The 18211-nt window shown below is 66.5% G+C and carries 13 protein-coding genes; 5 read left to right on the top strand and 8 right to left on the bottom strand.

Annotated elements, in window-relative coordinates:
• The first annotated feature begins 91 nt into the window (after positions 1-91).
• Positions 92-1153, top strand: a complete 1062-nt coding sequence (locus tag F1193_RS12635) for a LysR family transcriptional regulator (RefSeq protein WP_210247369.1) — start codon at positions 92-94, stop codon at positions 1151-1153.
• Here F1193_RS12635 and F1193_RS12630 read toward each other — a convergent pair.
• The 7 genes from F1193_RS12630 to F1193_RS12600 all read right to left on the bottom strand — a co-directional run bounded on the left by F1193_RS12630 (position 1050) and on the right by F1193_RS12600 (position 9937).
• The gene (locus F1193_RS12630; RefSeq protein ID WP_150098171.1) at positions 1050-4166 is read right to left on the bottom strand and encodes an efflux RND transporter permease subunit; all 3117 of its coding nucleotides are present in this window, start codon (positions 4164-4166) and stop codon (positions 1050-1052) included. The genes F1193_RS12635 and F1193_RS12630 overlap by 104 nt on opposite strands.
• A gap of 4 nt (positions 4167-4170) precedes the next feature.
• Positions 4171-5361, bottom strand: a complete 1191-nt coding sequence (locus tag F1193_RS12625; RefSeq protein ID WP_170263610.1) for an efflux RND transporter periplasmic adaptor subunit — start codon at positions 5359-5361, stop codon at positions 4171-4173.
• A gap of 281 nt (positions 5362-5642) precedes the next feature.
• Positions 5643-5945 carry a type II toxin-antitoxin system RelE/ParE family toxin gene (locus tag F1193_RS12620; protein WP_150098169.1) on the bottom strand — a complete coding sequence of 101 codons (303 nt, stop codon included), beginning with the start codon at positions 5943-5945 and terminating at the stop codon, positions 5643-5645.
• A gap of 9 nt (positions 5946-5954) precedes the next feature.
• Positions 5955-6275 (bottom strand): ribbon-helix-helix domain-containing protein, encoded by a 321-nt coding sequence (locus F1193_RS12615; RefSeq protein ID WP_150098168.1) that lies wholly within the window; start codon positions 6273-6275, stop codon positions 5955-5957.
• 316 nt (positions 6276-6591) lie between these two features.
• Positions 6592-8853: a DNA topoisomerase IV subunit A gene (gene parC / locus F1193_RS12610; RefSeq protein ID WP_150098167.1), complete on the bottom strand. Its 2262-nt coding sequence runs from the start codon at positions 8851-8853 to the stop codon at positions 6592-6594.
• 173 nt (positions 8854-9026) lie between these two features.
• Positions 9027-9518 carry a YpsA SLOG family protein gene (locus tag F1193_RS12605; protein WP_150098166.1) on the bottom strand — a complete coding sequence of 164 codons (492 nt, stop codon included), beginning with the start codon at positions 9516-9518 and terminating at the stop codon, positions 9027-9029.
• A gap of 161 nt (positions 9519-9679) precedes the next feature.
• Positions 9680-9937 carry a hypothetical protein gene (locus F1193_RS12600; protein ID WP_150098165.1) on the bottom strand — a complete coding sequence of 86 codons (258 nt, stop codon included), beginning with the start codon at positions 9935-9937 and terminating at the stop codon, positions 9680-9682.
• Between the two features lie 506 nt (positions 9938-10443).
• Here F1193_RS12600 and F1193_RS12595 point away from each other — a divergent pair.
• Both F1193_RS12595 and F1193_RS12590 read left to right on the top strand, forming a co-directional pair.
• Positions 10444-11358, top strand: a complete 915-nt coding sequence (locus tag F1193_RS12595; protein ID WP_150098164.1) for an HAD family hydrolase — start codon at positions 10444-10446, stop codon at positions 11356-11358.
• Complete coding sequence (locus F1193_RS12590; protein WP_170263608.1) at positions 11306-11893, top strand: hypothetical protein; 588 nt, start codon at positions 11306-11308, stop codon at positions 11891-11893. Before F1193_RS12595 ends, F1193_RS12590 begins: the two co-directional genes overlap by 53 nt.
• Before the next feature lie 61 nt (positions 11894-11954).
• Here the strand turns inward: F1193_RS12590 and uvrA are convergent, their stop codons facing one another.
• Positions 11955-15062, bottom strand: a complete 3108-nt coding sequence (gene uvrA, locus F1193_RS12585) for an excinuclease ABC subunit UvrA (protein ID WP_210247368.1) — start codon at positions 15060-15062, stop codon at positions 11955-11957.
• Positions 15063-15489: 427 nt separating this feature from the next.
• On the opposite strand from uvrA, the gene ssb reads away from it, so the two are divergent.
• On the top strand, positions 15490-15984 hold the full coding sequence (ssb, locus tag F1193_RS12580) for a single-stranded DNA-binding protein (protein ID WP_150098162.1): 495 nt from the start codon (positions 15490-15492) through the stop codon (positions 15982-15984).
• A 350-nt stretch (positions 15985-16334) separates the two neighbouring features.
• Positions 16335-18053 (top strand): sensor histidine kinase, encoded by a 1719-nt coding sequence (locus F1193_RS12575; protein WP_170263606.1) that lies wholly within the window; start codon positions 16335-16337, stop codon positions 18051-18053.
• The last annotated feature ends 158 nt before the right edge of the window (positions 18054-18211 follow it).

Here is an 18211-nt window from a genome sequence, read left to right as displayed (position 1 = left end):
CATCGTCCCAAGGCGCCGGTTGCCTGGAAAATGAATTATCGCTATTTCATAATAAGGCCGATCGATAATCTAATGCCAAGGGGAGCCCGGCATGGCCCTGCGCACCGTGGCCTCACGCGACACCGGCAGGCCGGACGCTCCTCGGGCGGCGCAGCGGGACGTCCGGCCGGTGACGCTGGAACAGCTTCGCGCCCTCGTCGGCGTTGCCGAGGACGGCGGGTTCCAGCGCGCCAGCTTGACCCTGCACCGCAGCCAGTCCGCCATCACCCAGAGCATCCGCAAGCTGGAGGACATCCTCGGTTGCCGGCTGCTGGAGCGGCGGCAGGGCCATGTCGTCGGCCTCACCGCCGCGGGGGAGCGTTTCCTGCCAGCGGCGCAGGACGTCCTGGTGCGGCTGTCGGAGGCGGTGGCGGCTGTGCAGCGGCCGGAATTGGCCGGCCACATCGCGCTCGGGGTGCCGGATGATTTCCGCGTCGCCGACATCCACGGTGCGATCTCGCGCTGCCTCGGCGTCAATCGCGGTCTGAGGGTCGAGATCACCTCGACATTGTCGTCGAAGATCGCGCGGCTGCTCGACAGCGGCCGGCTCGACCTTGGCATCCTGAGGACCACGGCACCGCAGGTCGCCGCCGCCCGCCTTCCGGGCGAGCGGGTTCTGCGGATCGAGACACTGCATTGGGTGAGCCGGTCGCAGATTGCCGCGGACGCCCTGGCCGAGGTGCCGCTGGTGGTGTTTCCGGAGGGCTGCGCCTACCGCACCGCGGCGCTCGATGCATTGGGCCGCGCCGGGCGCGCGGCCTATTTCGCCTATGTCAGCGCCTGTGACGACAATATTCAGGGCGCGATCTCGGCCGGTCTCGGCGTCGGCATTCTGCCGCGCAGCGCCATTGCTCCGGACCACGTGGTGCTCGGTGCCGCCGACGGCTTTCCCGATCTGCCGCCGGTCCGGCTCAGTTTGATCGTGCGGTCGAAGGGCGCGCTGTTCGAGCACTTCGCCGACGTGCTTGAGGCGACCGCCGACGTGTTTGGCCCGGCGGACGACACTGCGCTCACTCCGCCGCGATGCGGCGCGGCTCGGCCTCGACCGGGTGCAGCGGCTCGCGCCTGCGGCGGTGGAACAGCCGGTCGAACGCCAGGAACACCACCGGCGTGATGTAGAGCGTGAGAAGCTGCGACAGGCACAGGCCGCCGACCACGGCGATGCCGAGCGGCTGGCGCAGCTCGGCGCCGGCGCCGACGCCGAGCGCGATCGGCAGCGTGCCGAACACGGCGGCGAACGTCGTCATCATGATCGGCCGAAAGCGCAGCGCCGCTGCCGCGACGATGGCCTCCTCGGCCGTGGCGCCGGCCTGCTGGCGGGTGCTGGCGAAGTCGATCATCATGATGGCGTTCTTCTTGACGATGCCGATCAGCATCACCAGGCCGATCATCGCGATGACGCTCAGGTCCATGCCGGCGAACGAGAGCGCGATCAGCGCGCCGATGCCGGCGGTCGGCAGGCCGGACAGAATGGTCAGCGGGTGGATGAAGCTCTCGTAGAGAATGCCGAGCACGATGTAGATGACGATGACGGCGGCAAACAGCAGCAGGCCTTGATTGCCGAGCGCGTCCTGGAAGAGCTGCGCCGTGCCCTGGAAGCTGGTCGAGATGGTCGCCGGCATGCCGATGTTGCGCGTCTCCTGCTCGATGCGGCCGACTGCCTCGCCGAGCGACACGCCGGGCTTCAGGTTGAACGAGATGGTCACCGCCGGAAGCTGCGCCAGATGCTGCACGGTCAGCGTGGTCGGCTGCTGCTCCAGCCGCGCCACGGTGTCGAGCGGCACCACCGCGCCGGTGGCGGTGCGCACGGTGAGGCGGCGCAGCAGCTCGGCCGGGTCGGTGGTGTATTTGGGGTCGGCCTCCAGGATCACCTGATAGGTGTCGTCGGGGGCGTAGATGGTCGACACCTGCCGCGAGCCATAGGCCGAATAGAACAGGCTGCGGATCTGATCGACATTGAGGCCGAGGCGGGCGGCGAGGTCGCGGTCGATGTCGATGTAGCCGGCGCGCGCCTTGATCTGCAGGTCGGAGTTGATGTCGAGCACGCCGGGGATCTGCCGCATCCGGCTCTCAAGCTTGGGCGCGAAGGTGCGCAGCGCGGCGAGATCGGCCGATTGCAGCGTGTACTGGTACTGGCTGCGCGAGGACACCGCGCCGACCGAGATCGACTGCACCGGCTGGAAGAAGGCGTTGATGCCCGGCACCTCGGCCACCGCCCGCCTGAGCCGGCCGATCACCTGCTGCATGTCGGCGGTGCGTTCGGGCCGGTCGCGCAGGCCGATGAACAGGCGCCCGGCGTTCTGGGTGTTGGCGCCGGGGCCGGAGCCGACATTGGACATCACCGTGACGACGTCGGGGTCCTTGGCGACGATGTCGGCGACCAGCTTCTGGCGCGCCACCATGGCCTCGAAGGAGGCATCGTCCGGCCCCACGGTCGAGCCGAAGATCAGGCCGTTGTCCTCGCTCGGAAAGAAACCCTTCGGGATGTCGCGATAGAGCTCGAAGGTGACGGCGAAGGTGGCGAGCGTGATCGCCAGCATCACCCGCTGGTGGGCGAGAACCTTCTTCAGCGACCACGCATAGGCGGCGGCCATGGCATCGAAGCCGCGCTCGAAGCCGCGCAGCAGAAGATTGGGCCTGGGCTCCTCGATCTGCGGCTTGAGCAGGCGCGAGCACAGCATCGGCGTCAGCGTCAGCGACACGATGCCGGAGATGATGATCGACATCGAGATGACGAGGCCGAACTCGTTGAACATGCGCCCGACCACCCCGCCCATGAACAGCACGGGGATGAACACCGCCACCAGCGACACGGTCATCGAGATGATGGTGAAGCCGACCTCGCGCGAGCCCTTCAGCGCCGCGTCGTAGGGTTTCTCGCCCTTCTCGACGTGGCGCATGATGTTTTCGAGCATGACGATGGCGTCGTCGACCACGAAGCCGACCGACAGCGTCAGCGCCAGCAGCGAGATGTTGTCGATGGAATGGCCGAACAGATACATGCCGGCAAACGTGCCGATCAGCGAGATCGGCAGCGCGATGGCCGGGATCAGCGTCGCGCGGGCGCTGCGCAGGAAGAAGTAGATGACGATGATCACCAGCACCATGGCGATGCCGAGCGTGATCTCGACGTCATGGATGGCGGCGCGGATCGGCTTGGAGCGATCCATGATCACGTCGATATTGACGCCGGCCGGCAGCGAGGCGCGGATGCTCGGCATCAGCGCCTGGATGCGGTCGACCACCTCGACGGTGTTGGCGTCGGGCTGGCGCTGCACCGCCAGCACGATAGACCGGTTGCCATTGAACCAGCTCGCCACCTTGTCGTTCTCGACCGAGTCGATGGCGACCCCGATGTCCTCCACCCGCACCGGCGCGCCGTTCTGCCAGGCCACCACCACCGGCATGTAGTCGGCGGCGCGCAGGATCGGGCCGGTTGAATCGAGAATGATGTTGCGGCTGCCCTGGGTGACCGAGCCCACCGGCTTCGACGAATTGGCGTTGGCCAGCGCCGCCTGGATCTCGGCGAGGCTCAGGCCGCGGGCGGCGAGCTGGTCGAGATCGGCGCGCACCCGGACGGCATATTTCTGGCTGCCATAGACCATCACCTGCGCGACGCCGGTCAGCGTGGACAGCCTTGGTACGATCGAGGTCTGGGCGAAGGCGTCGACATCCGACAGCCGCACCTGATCGGACGACAGCGCCAGGAACAGGATCGGCTGGTCCGCCGGGTTGATCTTGCGGAAGCTCGGTGGCGTCGTCATGTCCTCCGGCAGCTTGCGCTGCGCGGTGGAGATGGCCGACTGCACGTCGAGGGCGGCGCCGTCGATGTTCCGGGCGAGGTCGAACTGCAGGACGATCGAGGTCTGGCCCAGCGTCGAGGTCGAGGCCATCGAGGTGACGCCGGCGATGGTCGAGAACTGGCGCTCCAGGATCGAGGCGACCGAGGCCGCCATGGTCTCGGGGCTGGCGCCGGGCAGGGAGGCCGACACCTGGATGGTGGGGAAGTCGACGCGCGGCACCGCCGCCACCGGAAGCTGGCGGTAGGCGAACAGGCCGGCGACCACGAAGGAGACCATCAGCAGGATGGTCATCACCGGGCGGCGGATGCACAGCGCGGAGAGCATGACGTCAGCTTCCGTTGGCCAGCGCCGGGGCAGGGCGGGGGCTGCGGGCGGAATCGCGCGTCACGGCGGCGCCATTGACCAGCCGGAGATGGCCGTCGGTGACCACGTCCTCGCCGCCCTCGAGGCCGGAGGCGACGACCGTGACGGCGTCCTGCGTGCGCTTCACCGCGATGCGGCGCAGCTGCGCCTTGTCATCCTTGACCACGAACACGAACGGCCCGTCCTGGCCGATCTGCACGGCGGACGAGGGCACCACGGTGGCGTCGGGCTCCTCGCCCAGGGTCAGCGTCACCGTGACGAACGCGCCCGGCCACAGCAGTTCTTCGGCGTTGGGCATCGACGCCTTCACCCCCACCGTGCCGGTGGCGAGGTCGACGGCGTTCTCGACGAAGGCGACGGTGCCGCGCACCGCGCCGGCCGGCGTCTTCGCCTCCACCGCCACCTTGCCCTCGGCCATCGCCCGGCGCAGCGGCGCCAGCGCCGCCTGCGGGACCGAGAAGGCGACATAGATCGGGTCGAACTGGTTGATGGTGGCGATGACGCCGGAATCGGCGGCGCGCACCACGGTGCCGGCCTTGGCGGTGATGGAGCCGATGCGGCCGGAGAAGGGGGCGCGGATGCGGGTGAAGCTGAGCGAGGTGACGAGGCTGTCGCGCTGGGCGCGGCCGGCGGCGAGCTGGGCCTCGTTGACGCGGACCAGGGTGGCGGCGATGTCGCGCTGCACCTGGGTGGCGATCTTGCGGCGCAGCAGATCCTCGGCACGGTCGAGGTCGCGCTTGGCCTGCTCAAGCTGGGCCGTGTCCTTTTCGATCTGGGCCTCGATCTGGGAAAGCTGGGCCTGCAGCGCCCGGTCGTCGAGCGCGAACAGCAGGTCGCCGGCCTTCACCACCGCGCCCTCGGCGACATGGACCTCGGTGATCTCGCTGTCGATGCGCGGGCGGATGGCGATCGAGGCGACCGGCTGCACGGTGCCGACGGCATCCAGCGTCACCGGCACGTCGCGCCGCTCCACCTTCTCGGTGACCACCGGCACGGCGGCGCGGGCCGGCGGGCGCGGCGCGGCGCTCTGGCTGGGCATGAGGGCGGACAGGCCCGGCACGCTGGCCACGATCGGCCTCAGTTGCGGCCAGAACCACCAGCCGAGCCCGGCCAGCACAGCGAGGGCGGCGATGGTCAAGGGGCGCGTGCGCGTCATGTCCGTTCCGTTTCCGTTGGGGCACCGACGCCGCGCAGTGGGCGGCAAATAAAATTGGCGGGTGCCCGGCATGTTGTGTCCCGACATGGCACGTGGGGACACAACAGGCCGTGTGCAACAACCGCCGGGACAATGTGTAACCCGGCTGTTCCTTCGAGCCACGTTAATTATCGGCAAAGGTGGCGGGGGTGCGGACTGTCCGCGCCGCCGCCTCTTCAAACAATTGCGAGCCGCCGGCAGATGAAGAGGGGATGCGGGCCGGACGAGACGCGGGAAACCGGTCAGCGGAACAGGGACGCGCCCGGATCGCGGCCGCGGAACAGCACCCGCAGGATCAGCACGCGGCCCGGCTCGACCAGGAATGCGATGGTCGCCCGGCGGTGCCAGCCAACAGTACGCAGGCCGGGCATCAGATCGTCACGCTTGGTGCCGCGGTGCGGGAAGGTGTCGAAGCTGAGGCAGTAGGCACGGAGGCGATCGGTAAAGTTCGTTGCGTTCGCAATCCCCGATCGGTCGGCGATATATTCGTACAAATCGTCAAGATCGCGTTCCGCGATAGGATCGAAGACGACCCGGCGAGGCATTATTTTTGCTTATGCCTTGATGTTGTTCTTCTGCTTTGCCTTGCGAGCCAGATACCGGCGTTCAAGACCATCGAAAACCTCTTCCGCCGGGATGGCGCGCGACGGATCGGCCAGATAGGCCTGACAGGTCGGCACGACCTCCTCGCGCAGCCAGCGCTCGACCTCCTCGTCGGGGATCGGCGGCATCTCGTCGGCGAAGGGGTCGAGCTGCATCAGCCCGTCGAGGACGACCTCGCTGGCGGAGGCGTATTCGCCCGCGGCGACCCGCGCCTCGACGGCGCGAACCACCTCCTCGGGCAGGGTGACGGTGAGCTGGCGGGTCGGGGACATGGAATGGTTTCCCGGTTTCAGCTTGGCCTTCTTTTCCCTCTCCCCTTGCGGGAGAGGGTGGCGAGAGCGAGCGTCAGCGAGGTCGAGCCGGGTGAGGGGTCTCTTAAAAGACCGCTCGAATTCACCCCTCACCCGCCGCGCGATCTTCGATCGCCCGGCACCCTCTCCCGCAAGGGGAGAGGGAAAGAAAGTCCGTAACTCTCGGCTGGCGGCTTTTTCTGATCGGCCGCAAGCCTTATGAAGCGATCATCACCCGGCAGAATAGCCCAAAACCGCTACGCTGCGGAGCCTGCATCGGGTCGCCGCCCCGCCATGCTCACTCGAACTTGTTCGACTTCGGGAAGCCCTTGGGCGGCAGGCGGCCCGAATCGGAGCGGGTGCCGATCCATTCGCGCAGCTCGCGCTTGTCGACCGTGAAGTTGCGCTCGGCCGAATCGGTCCACGACAGGCCGTCGTCGAGCGCGAAGCATTTCGCATCGGCGAGGCCGCCGTCGCGGAAGCGCTGCAGCCGCACGCCCTTGCCGCGCGGCATCTCCGGCACTTGGTTGAGCGGGAACACCAGGAGGCGCCGGTTGTCGCCGATGGTGGCGACGTGGTCGCCCTCGACCGGCTTCACCAGCCGCGCCTCGTCCGGGGCATCGACGACCAGCACCTGCTTGCCCTTGCGGGTGGTGGCGAGGCACTCGTCCTCGGCCACCACGAAGCCCTTGGCCTCGCGGCTCGCCACCAAGAGCCTGCGGCCGCCCTCATAGACGAAGGCGTCGACCACGTCGTCGGCCTGCTCCATGTCGATGGCGAGGCGGATCGGCTCGCCATGGCCGCGCCCGCCCGGCAGCTTGGCGGCATCCAGCGTGTAGAACCGGCCATTGGTGGCGAACACCATGATCTTCGACGTGGTCTCGGCATAGAAGGCGAGCTTCAGCCGGTCGTCGGTCTTGAAGGTGAGGTTGGAGACGTCCTCCTGGTGGCCTTTCAGCGCGCGGATCCAGCCCTTCTCCGACAGGATCACGGTGATCGGCTCGCGCTCCATCAGGGCTTCCTGCACCGCCTCCTCGTCGTGCTCGGGCGCGCTGCCGAACACGGTGCGGCGCTTGCCGAGCTTGGACTTCGGATCGTAGCTCTCGCGCACCTTGGCGATCTCGGCCGCGATGGCGCGCCACTGCAGCGGCTCCGACGCCAGCAGCCGCTCCAGCCCGGCCTTCTCGCTGGTCAGCGCGTCGTGCTCGCGCCGGATCTCGATCTCCTCCAGCTTGCGCAAACTGCGCAGCCGCATGTCGAGAATGGCGGTGGCCTGCACGTCGGTGAGCGTGAAGACGCGGATCAGCTCGGCCTTCGGGTCGTCGTGATTGCGGATGATCTCGATGACGCGATCGATGTTCAGATACGCGATCAGATAGCCGCCCAGCACCTCAAGCCGGTGGCCGATCTCGCTGAGGCGATGCTGCGAGCGGCGCAGCAGGACGGTGCGGCGGTGGTCGAGCCATTCGCGCAGGATATCCGCGAGGCTGACGACCTTGGGCACCTGGCCGCCGACCAGCACGTTCATGTTGAGGGGAAAGCGGCTCTCAAGCTCGGTGAGCTTGAACAGGCTCTCCATCAGCAGCGACGGCTCGACGTTGCGGCTCTTGGGCTCAAGGACGACGCGGATGTCCTCCGCCGATTCGTCGCGGACGTCGGCCAGAAGCGGCAGCTTCTTGGCGTCCATCAGCTCGGCGATCTTCTCGATCAGCCGCGATTTCGCCACCTGATAGGGGATCTCGGTGACGACGACGACCCAGGCGCCGCGCGCGCCGTCCTCGACGTGCCACGTGGCGCGCACGCGGAAGCCGCCGCGGCCGGTCTCGTAGGCCTCGCGGATCGAGGCCTTGTCGTCGACGATGATGCCGCCGGTGGGGAAGTCCGGCCCCTTGACGATCTTGAGCAGGTCGCGCGTCGTCGCCTGCGGGTTGTCGATCAGGTGCGCCGCCGCATCGAGCAATTCGGCCATGTTGTGCGGCGGGATCGAGGTCGCCATGCCCACCGCGATGCCGGCCGAGCCGTTGGCGAGGAGATGCGGCACGGCTGCGGGCAGCACCACCGGCTCGGATTCCGAGCCGTCATAGGTGGGGCGGAAATCGACGGTGTCGTCGTCCAGCCCGTCGAGCAGGAAGCGCGCGGTCTCGGTGAGGCGAGCCTCGGTGTAGCGCATGGCGGCGGCGCTATCGCCATCGACATTGCCGAAATTGCCCTGGCCGTCGACCAGCGGGTAGCGCTGGGCGAAGTCCTGGGCGAGGCGCACCAGGGCGTCGTAGACCGACTGGTCGCCGTGCGGGTGGAACTTGCCGATGACGTCGCCGACGACGCGGGCGCTCTTCTTGAACGCCGCGCCCGGATCGAGCCGCAGCGCCCGCATGGCGAACAGCACGCGGCGGTGGACGGGCTTCAGGCCATCGCGCGCGTCGGGCAGCGCGCGGTGCATGATGGTGGAGAGCGCATAGGCGAGATAGCGCTCCTCGAGCGCGCTCTTGAGGTCGATCGGCTCGATGTTGCCGCCCGCCCCCGCGCCATCCCCCGACGGCGGCAGAATCCGTTTTCCCATGGCTCAACGGGTACAGGAGGGGAACGGAGGCGGCAAGGGTGGGGGGCCTTCGTCGCCCCGGCCAAGCGAAGCGCGAGCCGGGGCCCGTCGTCCGGAAGGGGGCTGGTTCTGAGAACGATCCCGGGTCTCGGCTGACGCCTCGCCCGGGATGACGAAGCCCGGAAAGGGCTCCCTCACGCCAGGATGAGGAACAGCCGGGCCAGCAGGTCGCGGGTGGTGCGGTAGATGCCCGGGTGCTCGCTCTCGCGCGGGCCGGCGATGTTGAGGCGGACGTGGCCGCGCATGGTCTTGCACACCGCGGCCATGGCCTTGACCGAGGTTTCGCTGTCCACCGCGAAGCCGAACAGCGGCTTCTTGTGGGCGCGCGCGAAGCTCGCCGTCAGCTCGGTGCCCGGCGAGACGCACGCCACCCCCGGCACCAGCAGGAAGGTGAGGTCGCTGTCGCGCACGTTCCACTCGGTGCGCTGGCCGGGGTCGTCGTCCGGCGTCTCCTTGAGGCGGGGATAGAGCGCGAGCAGGCCCGGCGGCGCCGGCAAATCCTCCGCCCAGCCGCCGCGCGGGCACCAGCCCTCATAGGCGAGGCCGCTGGCCAGCGCGGCATCGAGCGCGGCGCGGTCGACCCCGGTCTGGCCGCCGGAGCGGACGATCGGACGAAAATGGGTCATGACGTGTCATCCGCGACGGCGTCCTGTCCGTGACGACGTCTCATCCGCGATCCGGACGAATGCCGCGGCATGCCGGATCAGGTTTGGCGAAAATCTTCGGCCGAAACCGGGACCCTCGGCAAGCGGAATAGGGAGCGCCGGGCCGAGGTGCGGATTTTGCCTCACCGCGGGCGGCGTCCGTAGAGCGTGTAATGCCACCAGGAGGCGCCGACGAGCGCCAGTCCGGTCGCCACATGGGTCGACTTGACCGCCGACTTGTTCCAGCCGTGGTGGCGCATCAGCATGAGGCCGGTGAGGGTGGCCACCCCCATGGTGGCGACCATCGCCACCTTGGCCGCCTCGCGGTCGCGCTTGCGCGACTTTGCCGCCACCGCGGCAGCGGACGGCTTGACGGACACGGACGCAGGCGCTTGCGGCATCGCTCGATCCCTGTTCGCAGGTCCGCACGCCATGCCGGCCAACGGCCGGACACCGATGTCGATGCACCGGGGATGACGTCGCGATATCGAAGTTCTGACGGATGCTGGCGGGCGCGCCGCAGGGCGGCTGGCTGGCTTGCGCGGACTCGCGGAAGGGCTTCAGCGAGGCCGCAAGTATTCACCCGCCTGCCGCAAAGTCAATGAAGCGGGCGCGGCGGCTGCGCCGGCACGGAACTCGGGGAGCGCTTTGTCGGCGAGGGCATCGAGCCTGCCGGTCGCAGCGTCCTGGGCAGTCCGGGCTTCGAAAGCTCGAACACCCGGCTATCCGAAGCGGCGGCGATGTCGTCGCGCTTGAGGGCAAGGCGGACGGTGTCGAGCTTGCGCGCGTCCTCGACCGAGAGATAGGGTGTCGAGGCTCATTCGCCGCTGGGACGTGAAATTGTGCTTGACATAGCGCGCGTCGTCTTGGAACATATCAAGAACATTTGGGGTGTAAGGCGGGCGGCATGTCAAAAAAGGTTCTTATTACCGATCTCGATAATACTCTCTTCGATTGGGTAGATGTTTGGTATAGTTGCTTTTCAGCGATGCTTCAGGAGATTTGTGATATTAGCGGGTTGTCTGCGGATGAGTTGAAGCCTGAGATTAGAAAGGTGCATCAGCGGCATGGGACGTCAGAATATTCTTTCCTTATAGAAGAGTTGCCCCTGCTTAAACAATTTTTCCCGGATAAAGACTTGTTAGAGGTCTTTCGTCCGGCAATTGAGAGGTATCGCGCGGAGCGTGCGAGAACGCTTCGGCTGTACTCAGGCGTTGCTGATACTTTACTTATAGTTAAGGGATCTGGCGCGCTGATTATTGGCTATACTGAATCGATGGCATTTTATTCGAATTATCGAGTGAGAAAGCTTGGGTTGGATGGCGTGATTGATAAAATTTTCTCACCTAAAGATCACGATATACCGAAGGCTCTTTCGCGGGAGGACATTCGTAAGTATCCATCGTCGCGATATGAGTTTAGGTACACGCAACATCATCACACTCCCGCTGGTTCGCTGAAGCCGGATCCTGACGTGTTAAAGGAGATTGTTGGCACTCTGGGTGTAGGGGTGTCTGAGTGCGTTTATGTGGGTGATAGTTTACATAAAGACATTGCTATGGCTCAAGACGCTGGTGTGATGGATGTTTATGCAGAATATGGAAAGGCCCAGCATACGAGCGCGTACCAACTCCTTCGCGAGGTGACTCATTGGAGTGATGCGGATGTCGAAAGAGAAAAGCGGATCACTACGCGAGACGTTAAGCCTGGGATAACGCTACGAAGCAGTTTTAGGGAAATCATTGAGCATGTGGAATTCAGATCGTGGGATGGATCCCGACCGACGCAAGGAAGTGATAGAAATTTGGAAAGCTGTTATTGATGTGCAAAAACACTTCAATGACATAGAAATGCGCATCCGCGGTTTGTTTATTACGATAGTTTTAGCGATCGCAGCAGCGCAAGGGTTTTTGATTGAGAACGATATTTCGTTTAACTATAGCCAATTAAAGATAAAATCTGTGATATTTGCCCCTATTCTTGGCATAATCGCATCATTTCTATTTTATCTAATGGACAGGTATTGGTATCATCGTCTGCTTGTCGGTGCAGTTAAGCATGCGATAGAAATTGAGAAGAGGTTTGGGGACACGCTTCCTGAGCTATGTTTGACGAAGGCAATCGGAGGCGAGAGTCCTGTTGAGGTTAGAGGTCGATTTATGAGGGCCTTTGCGCGTTTATTCGTTTCTGACCTCCGATTTAATAAAGATAAAATGCTGCATTCTGATGGAAAAATTGAGTTGTTTTATAAATCAATAGGATATATGTTCTTATTTGTGCTTATTGGGACCGTCCTGCTGGGCGGTGTGCTCATCAGCAATGAGCCCCTAGCGGTTGTTCTTTGGCGGCTAACGTGAGTCAACTTGTGACAAGCGCTCCACGCTTCCGCCTGTCATTTGCGGCCTTGCGCGCCCGCCCTCACTCCGCCGCCTGCTTGCCCTTCGCCTTGCCCCGCGCCAGCACCGGCTTGAGGAACTTGCCCGTATAGCTCCTCGGCTCCTTGGCGATCAGCTCCGGCGGGCCTGCGGCCACGATCTCGCCGCCGCCGTCGCCGCCCTCGGGGCCCAGATCGATCAGCCAGTCGGCGGTCTTGATGACTTCGAGATTGTGCTCGATCACCACCACGGTGTTGCCCTGGGCCACCAGCTCGTGCAGCACTTCGAGCAGCTTCGCCACGTCGTGGAAGTGCAGGCCGGTGGTCGGCTCGTCGAGAATATAGAGCGTGCGGCCGGTCGAGCGCTTGGCCAGCTCCTTCGACAGCTTCACGCGCTGCGCCTCGCCGCCCGAGAGTGTCGTCGCCTGCTGGCCGATATGGATGTAGCCCAGCCCGACGCGCGACAGCGTCTCCAGGATGCGGCGGATGGTCGGCACCGCCTGGAAGAACTGCACGCCCTCGTCGACCGTCATGTCGAGCACGTCGGCGATCGACTTGCCCTTGAAGATCACCTCCAGCGTCTCGCGATTGTAGCGCTTGCCCTTGCAGACGTCGCAGGTGACGTAGACGTCCGGCAGGAAGTGCATCTCGATCTTGATGACGCCGTCGCCCTGGCAGGCCTCGCAGCGGCCGCCCTTGACGTTGAACGAGAAGCGGCCCGGATCGTAGCCGCGCGCCTTCGATTCCGGCAGGCCGGCGAACCAGTCGCGGATCGGCGTGAAGGCGCCGGTATAGGTGGCGGGGTTGGAGCGCGGCGTGCGGCCGATCGGCGACTGGTCGATGTCGATTACCTTGTCGAGGTGTTCGAGGCCGATGAGCGCATCGTGCACGCCGGGCACGTCGGAGGCACCATTCAGCCGCCGTGCCACCGCCTTGTAGAGCGTGTCGATCAACAGCGTCGACTTGCCGCCGCCCGACACGCCGGTGATGCAGGTGAACAGCCCCAGCGGAATCTCGGCGGTGACGTTCTTGAGATTGTTGGCGCGCGCGCCGACCAGCTTCAGCATGCGGGCGGGGTCGGGCTTGCGGCGCGCCGGCACGGCGATCGATTTGGCGCCGGTCAGGTACTGTCCGGTCAGCGATTTGGGATCGGCCATGATCTCGGCGGGTGTGCCCTGCGCGACGATCCGTCCGCCATGGATGCCGGCGCCGGGGCCGACATCGACCACGTAGTCGGCCTCGCGGATGGCGTCCTCGTCGTGCTCGACGACGATGACGGTGTTGCCGAGGTCGCGCAGCCGCTCCAGCGTCTTGAGCAGGCGTTCGTTGTCGCGCTGGTGCAGGCCGATCGACGGCTCGTCGAGCACATAGAGCACGCCGGTGAGGCCGGAGCCGATCTGCGAGGCGAGGCGGATGCGCTGGCTCTCACCGCCGGACAGCGTGCCGGAATTGCGCGAGAGCGTGAGATAATCGAGCCCGACATCCATCAGGAAGCGCAGGCGCTCGCGGATCTCCTTGAGGATGCGCACCGCGATGTCGTTCTGCTTTTTGGTGAGCGTGGCGGGCAGCGCCTCGAACCACTCGCCGGCGCGGCGCACGCTCATTTCCGCCACCTCGCCGATGTGGCGGCCGTCGATCTTCACCGCTAAGGCCTCGGGCTTGAGGCGATAGCCGGCGCAGGCGTCGCACGGGGTGGCGGAGAAGTATTTGCCGATCTCCTCGCGCGCCCACTCGCTCTCGGTCTCGCGCCAGCGGCGCTGGAGATTGGTGACCACGCCCTCGAACGGCTTCTTGGTCTCGTAGGCGCGCAGGCCGTCGTCATAGACGATGGTCACCGTCTCCTCGCCCGAGCCGTAGAGGATGACGTCGCGCGCCGTCTTGGGCAGCTCCTTCCACGGCACCGTGACCTTGAACTTGTAGTGGCGGGCCAGCGCGTCCAGCGTCTGGGCGTAATAGGGGCTGGTGGAGCGCGCCCACGGCGCGATGGCGCCCTGGCGCAGGCTTTTCGCGGTGTCCGGCACCACCAGATTGGGGTCGATGGTCTGCTCGGTGCCGATGCCGCCGCAAGTCGGGCAGGCGCCGAACGGGTTGTTGAACGAGAACAGCCGCGGCTCGATCTCGGAGATGGTGAAGCCGGACACCGGGCAGGCGAATTTCTCCGAGAACAGGATTCGGGTGGGTTCCGATTCCCTCCCCCCTTGCGGGGGAGGGTTGGGGTGGGGGGTGCTCGCGGTGGCTTCGGGTTTGTCACCCCCCACCCGGATCGCTTCGCGATCCGACCTCCCCCGCAAGGGGGGAGGTGAAGAGAGTGCAGCGTCCGCGCTCCCTCCCTCCTTGCAGGGGAGGGCTGGGGTGGGGGGTGCGTCCGCAAGCTCGATGACCGCCAGCCCGTCGGCGAGCTTGAGCGCGGTCTCCAGCGAATCGGCGAGCCGCGTGGCGATGTCGGGGCGCACCACCAGCCGGTCCACCACCACCTCGATGGTGTGCTTCAGCTTCTTGTCGAGCGCCGGGGCTTCCGAAATCTCGTAGAACGTGCCGTCGATCTTGACGCGCTGGAAGCCCTTCTTCTGGAACTCGGCGAGCTCCTTGCGGTACTCGCCCTTGCGGCCGCGCACCACCGGGGCCAGCAGATAGAGCCGCGTGCCCGCCGGCAGCTCCATCACCCTGTCGACCATCTGCGACACGGTCTGGCTCTCGATCGGAAGACCCGTCGCGGGCGAGTAGGGGGTGCCGACCCGCGCCCACAGCAGGCGCATGTAGTCGTAGATCTCGGTGACGGTGCCGACGGTGGAGCGCGGGTTCTTCGACGTCGTCTTCTGCTCGATGGAGATGGCCGGCGACAGGCCGTCGATCTGGTCGACGTCCGGCTTCTGCATCATGTCGAGGAACTGCCGCGCATAGGCCGACAGGCTCTCGACATAGCGGCGCTGGCCCTCGGCATAGATGGTGTCGAAGGCGAGCGACGACTTGCCCGAGCCGGACAGGCCGGTGAACACCACCAGCCGGTCGCGCGGGATGTCGAGGTCGACGCCTTTCAGATTGTGCTCGCGCGCGCCGCGGATCGAGATGGTGCGGGCGGGATCGATGGTGGCGCGATCATTTTTGGTGCGATCATTTTTGGAACGATCGCGGGAGGAACGGGAGGCGGTCATGCGGGGGTCTCGGCACGCGGCCGAGAGGGCCCGGCGGCGGTTCGACAAGAACAAAACGAGGCCATAACCTAGGGCGCCGCGATCGAAAACGCCAGAGGCGCGACGCACGGCCGGCCGGCGGCCAACGGGCAGCCAGACGCGCGGCAGCAGGGCGCGGCATTCGGTTTCCGGTCGATCCCTTCGGGATACCGGAAACGATCTCGCCGAAAACCCGTGTTCGATGACGGAGTTTTCGGCGATCGGAATACGGGTTTCCAGCCCTGCAGGCCGGAAACCGTATCATTCGGCAATTGTGAGGAGGGCCGGTTTGCGCTAAGAACGTAACCGGAACATCGTCGCTTGTGGACAGTGGCGGGGCCGGGGCAGTATTGGCGGGATGGCCGGGGTAGGGTGGCGGTCCAGAACGCATAGCGGAAGGCACAAAGCCATGGCGGGCAGCGTCAACAAGGTCATCCTGGTCGGCAATCTCGGGCGCGATCCGGAAGTGCAGCGCTTCTCGAACGGCGGGCAGGCGGTGAAATTCAGCATCGCCACGTCCGAGCGCTGGCCCGACAAGGCCACCGGCGAGAAGAAGGAAAGGACCGAGTGGCATAATATCGTCATCTACAACGAGAACTTGGGCAAGGTCGCCGAGCAGTATCTGCGCAAGGGATCGAAGGTCTATATCGAGGGGCAGCTCCAGACCCGCGAGTACACGGACAAGGACGGCCAGCAGCGGCGGATCACCGAAGTCGTGCTGCAGCGCTTCCGCGGCGAACTGACGCTGCTCGACGGGCGGAGCGGCGGCGGCGGCGCCGAGATCGACGATGCCGGTGGCGATTTCGGCCAGCGCAGCCCGTTGCCGGCGCGCGGCGCGGCCCGTCCGCAGGCCTCGGGCGGCGGCAAGTATTCCAGCGATCTCGACGACGAGATCCCGTTCTGAGGGCGGCCGGCGCGCCGGAATGGCCGCGTCCGGGGGCGCGGCGGGGGTCGGCGGGTATGCGCCGCGTGCAGGGCGGTGCCTTGGTGCGGCCATACGCTTGCGAGAATGTGAAGTGATCCGACGCCGCCGGGAGGTCCCGGCGTCTTGGAATGCGGTCGGTAGCGCGTTAGGACACGGCGCGCTCGGACGTGACGCGTTAGGACGTGACGCGTTAGGACGTGACGCGCTCGGACGTAGCGCGCTCGGACGTAGCGCGACGGATGGATTGCGGAGGGGCTGGCCGTTTGACGGCACAATCGGATGTGACAATCGGCGCCGCCGGCCGAATCGGCACGAACAGTGCCGCGGCAGTGGGCGCAGGCCGAACCCGCGCCAGGCGCGACGTGCCGCTGGCATGGCTGCTGGCGTTCCTGATCCTGGCGTCGGTGGCACCGCTGGTGCTGATCGGCGCCTACACCATCATGCGCTGGGCGGATGTCGAGCACGCGGCGGAAGTCGGCCGCGTGTCCGAGGTTGCGCACACGCTGGCGCAGGCGGTGGACCGCGAGCTGCGCAGCCACAGCGAGACCGCCGAGGTGCTGGCCGCCTCGCGGGCGCTGGTCAAGGCCAATTTCCAGGCGTTCGACGAGCAGGCCCGGGCCTTGTCCGCGCGCGGCGGTCACGTCGTGCTGGTGGACCGCGCGCTGCGGCCGCTGGTCGACACGCGCGACGAGCCTGACAGGCCGGCGGAGGTTCGCGCCAATCCGGTCGAGCAGGTGTTCGCCTCCGGGCGGATGAAGGTCGGCAATGCCGGGCCGATGACCGGCGAGCCCAACCGGTTTGCGATCTATGTGCCGGTGAGCGTCGAGCGCGAGGTGCGCAGCGTGCTGATGCTGATGCCGCCGCCCGCCACGATCCAGAACGTGCTGAAGCAGACCTACCGGCCCGAGGGCTGGTCCGCCGCCATCATTGACGGCGAGGGCCGCGTCATCGCGCGCTCCTTGCCCGAGCGCGGCGAGGGTGACACGCGCGTCGGCCGGGCCGCGTCGCCCGGCTTGCTGGCGCCGCGCACCGAATCCGAGGGTGTGCTGACGGTGAGCGACCTCGATGGCCAGCAGGCCGTCGCCGCCTATCGCCGCTCCGGCCTGAACGACTGGCATGCCGTGGTGTGGGTGCCGAAGGCCGTGCTGGAGGCGCCGAGCAATCAGCGCCGCAACGCGGTTCTGGCGCTGCTCGGCCTCACCACGCTGGTGTCGATCGGCGCCGCCTTTTTCGGCGCCCACCTGATCAACCGCTCGACGCGGCGCACGGTGAACGCGGCGCGCGCGCTGGGCGAGGGGGCGCCGATCTCCCTCAAGCCGACGCTCATCCGCGAGGACAATCTGGTCTGCCGGGCGATGGCGGATGCGGCGCAGATCATCGCCGCGCGCGAGGATGCGCTGCACGAAAGCGCCCGCCAGATGGGCTTCGTGATGCGCGAGCTGTCGCACCGCTCGAAGAACCTGCTCACCGTCGTGCAGTCGATGGCGCGCCAGACCGGGCGCCACACCAGCGACGCCGCCGAGTTCCAGGCGCGGTTCGAGGACCGCATCTCCAGCCTCGCGCGCTCGCACGATCTGCTGGTTGCCCGCAACTGGACCGGCGCCACCATCGCCGAGCTGGTCGAGCGGCAATTGATGCCGTTCCTCGACGCCGCCAACGACCGCGTCTCGCTCGACGGGCCGACGCTGCTGCTGAGGCCGGACGCGGCGCAGAACATCGGCATGGCGCTGCACGAACTGGCCACCAACGCCTCCAAGCACGGTGCGCTGTCGGTGCCTTCGGGATGCATCCGCGTCGCCTGGCGGGTCGAGGAGGCGGCGCCGGAACCGCGGCTGCACATGAGCTGGGAGGAGACCGACGGCCCGCCGGTGACGCCGCCGGAGCGGCGCGGCTTCGGCCACGTGGTGATCGAGCGCATGGTGTCGATGGCGCTGCGCGGCTCGGCCCGGCTCGACTGGAAGCCGGATGGCGTGGCGTGGACCCTCGACGTGCCGCTGGCCGCGGTGTGCGAGCACATGGACCAGCCGATCGCCGCCGCGGCGGCGTGAGGGCCGGCCGCCTGGGGTCGTCCCGGGGGCTGTCGTTTGACTGGGCTGTCGTTTGGGGTGGCTGTCGTCCCGGGCAAGGGCCGAAGGCCCGCGCCCCGGGACCGTCATCCGGAAGAGGTGTCTTGTCCTGCAGACGATCCCGGGTCTTCGCTTCGCTC

The organism is Blastochloris sulfoviridis (assembly GCF_008630065.1).
GTDB classification, from domain to species: Bacteria; Pseudomonadota; Alphaproteobacteria; order Rhizobiales; family Xanthobacteraceae; genus Blastochloris; species Blastochloris sulfoviridis.
Note: the sequence above shows the minus strand (reverse complement) of the source record. Positions and strands in the feature narration are given on the sequence as shown.

Coding starts and splice junctions, on each gene's coding strand:
- F1193_RS12635 (WP_210247369.1), top strand. CDS start 92: ATGGCCCTGCGCACCGTGGCCTCACGCGACACCGGCAGGCCGGACGCT.
- uvrA (WP_210247368.1), bottom strand. CDS start 15,062: ATGACCGCCTCCCGTTCCTCCCGCGATCGTTCCAAAAATGATCGCACC.
- parC (WP_150098167.1), bottom strand. CDS start 8,853: ATGGGAAAACGGATTCTGCCGCCGTCGGGGGATGGCGCGGGGGCGGGC.
- F1193_RS12615 (WP_150098168.1), bottom strand. CDS start 6,275: ATGTCCCCGACCCGCCAGCTCACCGTCACCCTGCCCGAGGAGGTGGTT.
- F1193_RS12625 (WP_170263610.1), bottom strand. CDS start 5,361: ATGACGCGCACGCGCCCCTTGACCATCGCCGCCCTCGCTGTGCTGGCC.
- F1193_RS12600 (WP_150098165.1), bottom strand. CDS start 9,937: ATGCCGCAAGCGCCTGCGTCCGTGTCCGTCAAGCCGTCCGCTGCCGCG.
- F1193_RS12620 (WP_150098169.1), bottom strand. CDS start 5,945: ATGCCTCGCCGGGTCGTCTTCGATCCTATCGCGGAACGCGATCTTGAC.
- F1193_RS12605 (WP_150098166.1), bottom strand. CDS start 9,518: ATGACCCATTTTCGTCCGATCGTCCGCTCCGGCGGCCAGACCGGGGTC.
- F1193_RS12590 (WP_170263608.1), top strand. CDS start 11,306: ATGGATCCCGACCGACGCAAGGAAGTGATAGAAATTTGGAAAGCTGTT.
- F1193_RS12595 (WP_150098164.1), top strand. CDS start 10,444: ATGTCAAAAAAGGTTCTTATTACCGATCTCGATAATACTCTCTTCGAT.
- ssb (WP_150098162.1), top strand. CDS start 15,490: ATGGCGGGCAGCGTCAACAAGGTCATCCTGGTCGGCAATCTCGGGCGC.
- F1193_RS12630 (WP_150098171.1), bottom strand. CDS start 4,166: ATGCTCTCCGCGCTGTGCATCCGCCGCCCGGTGATGACCATCCTGCTG.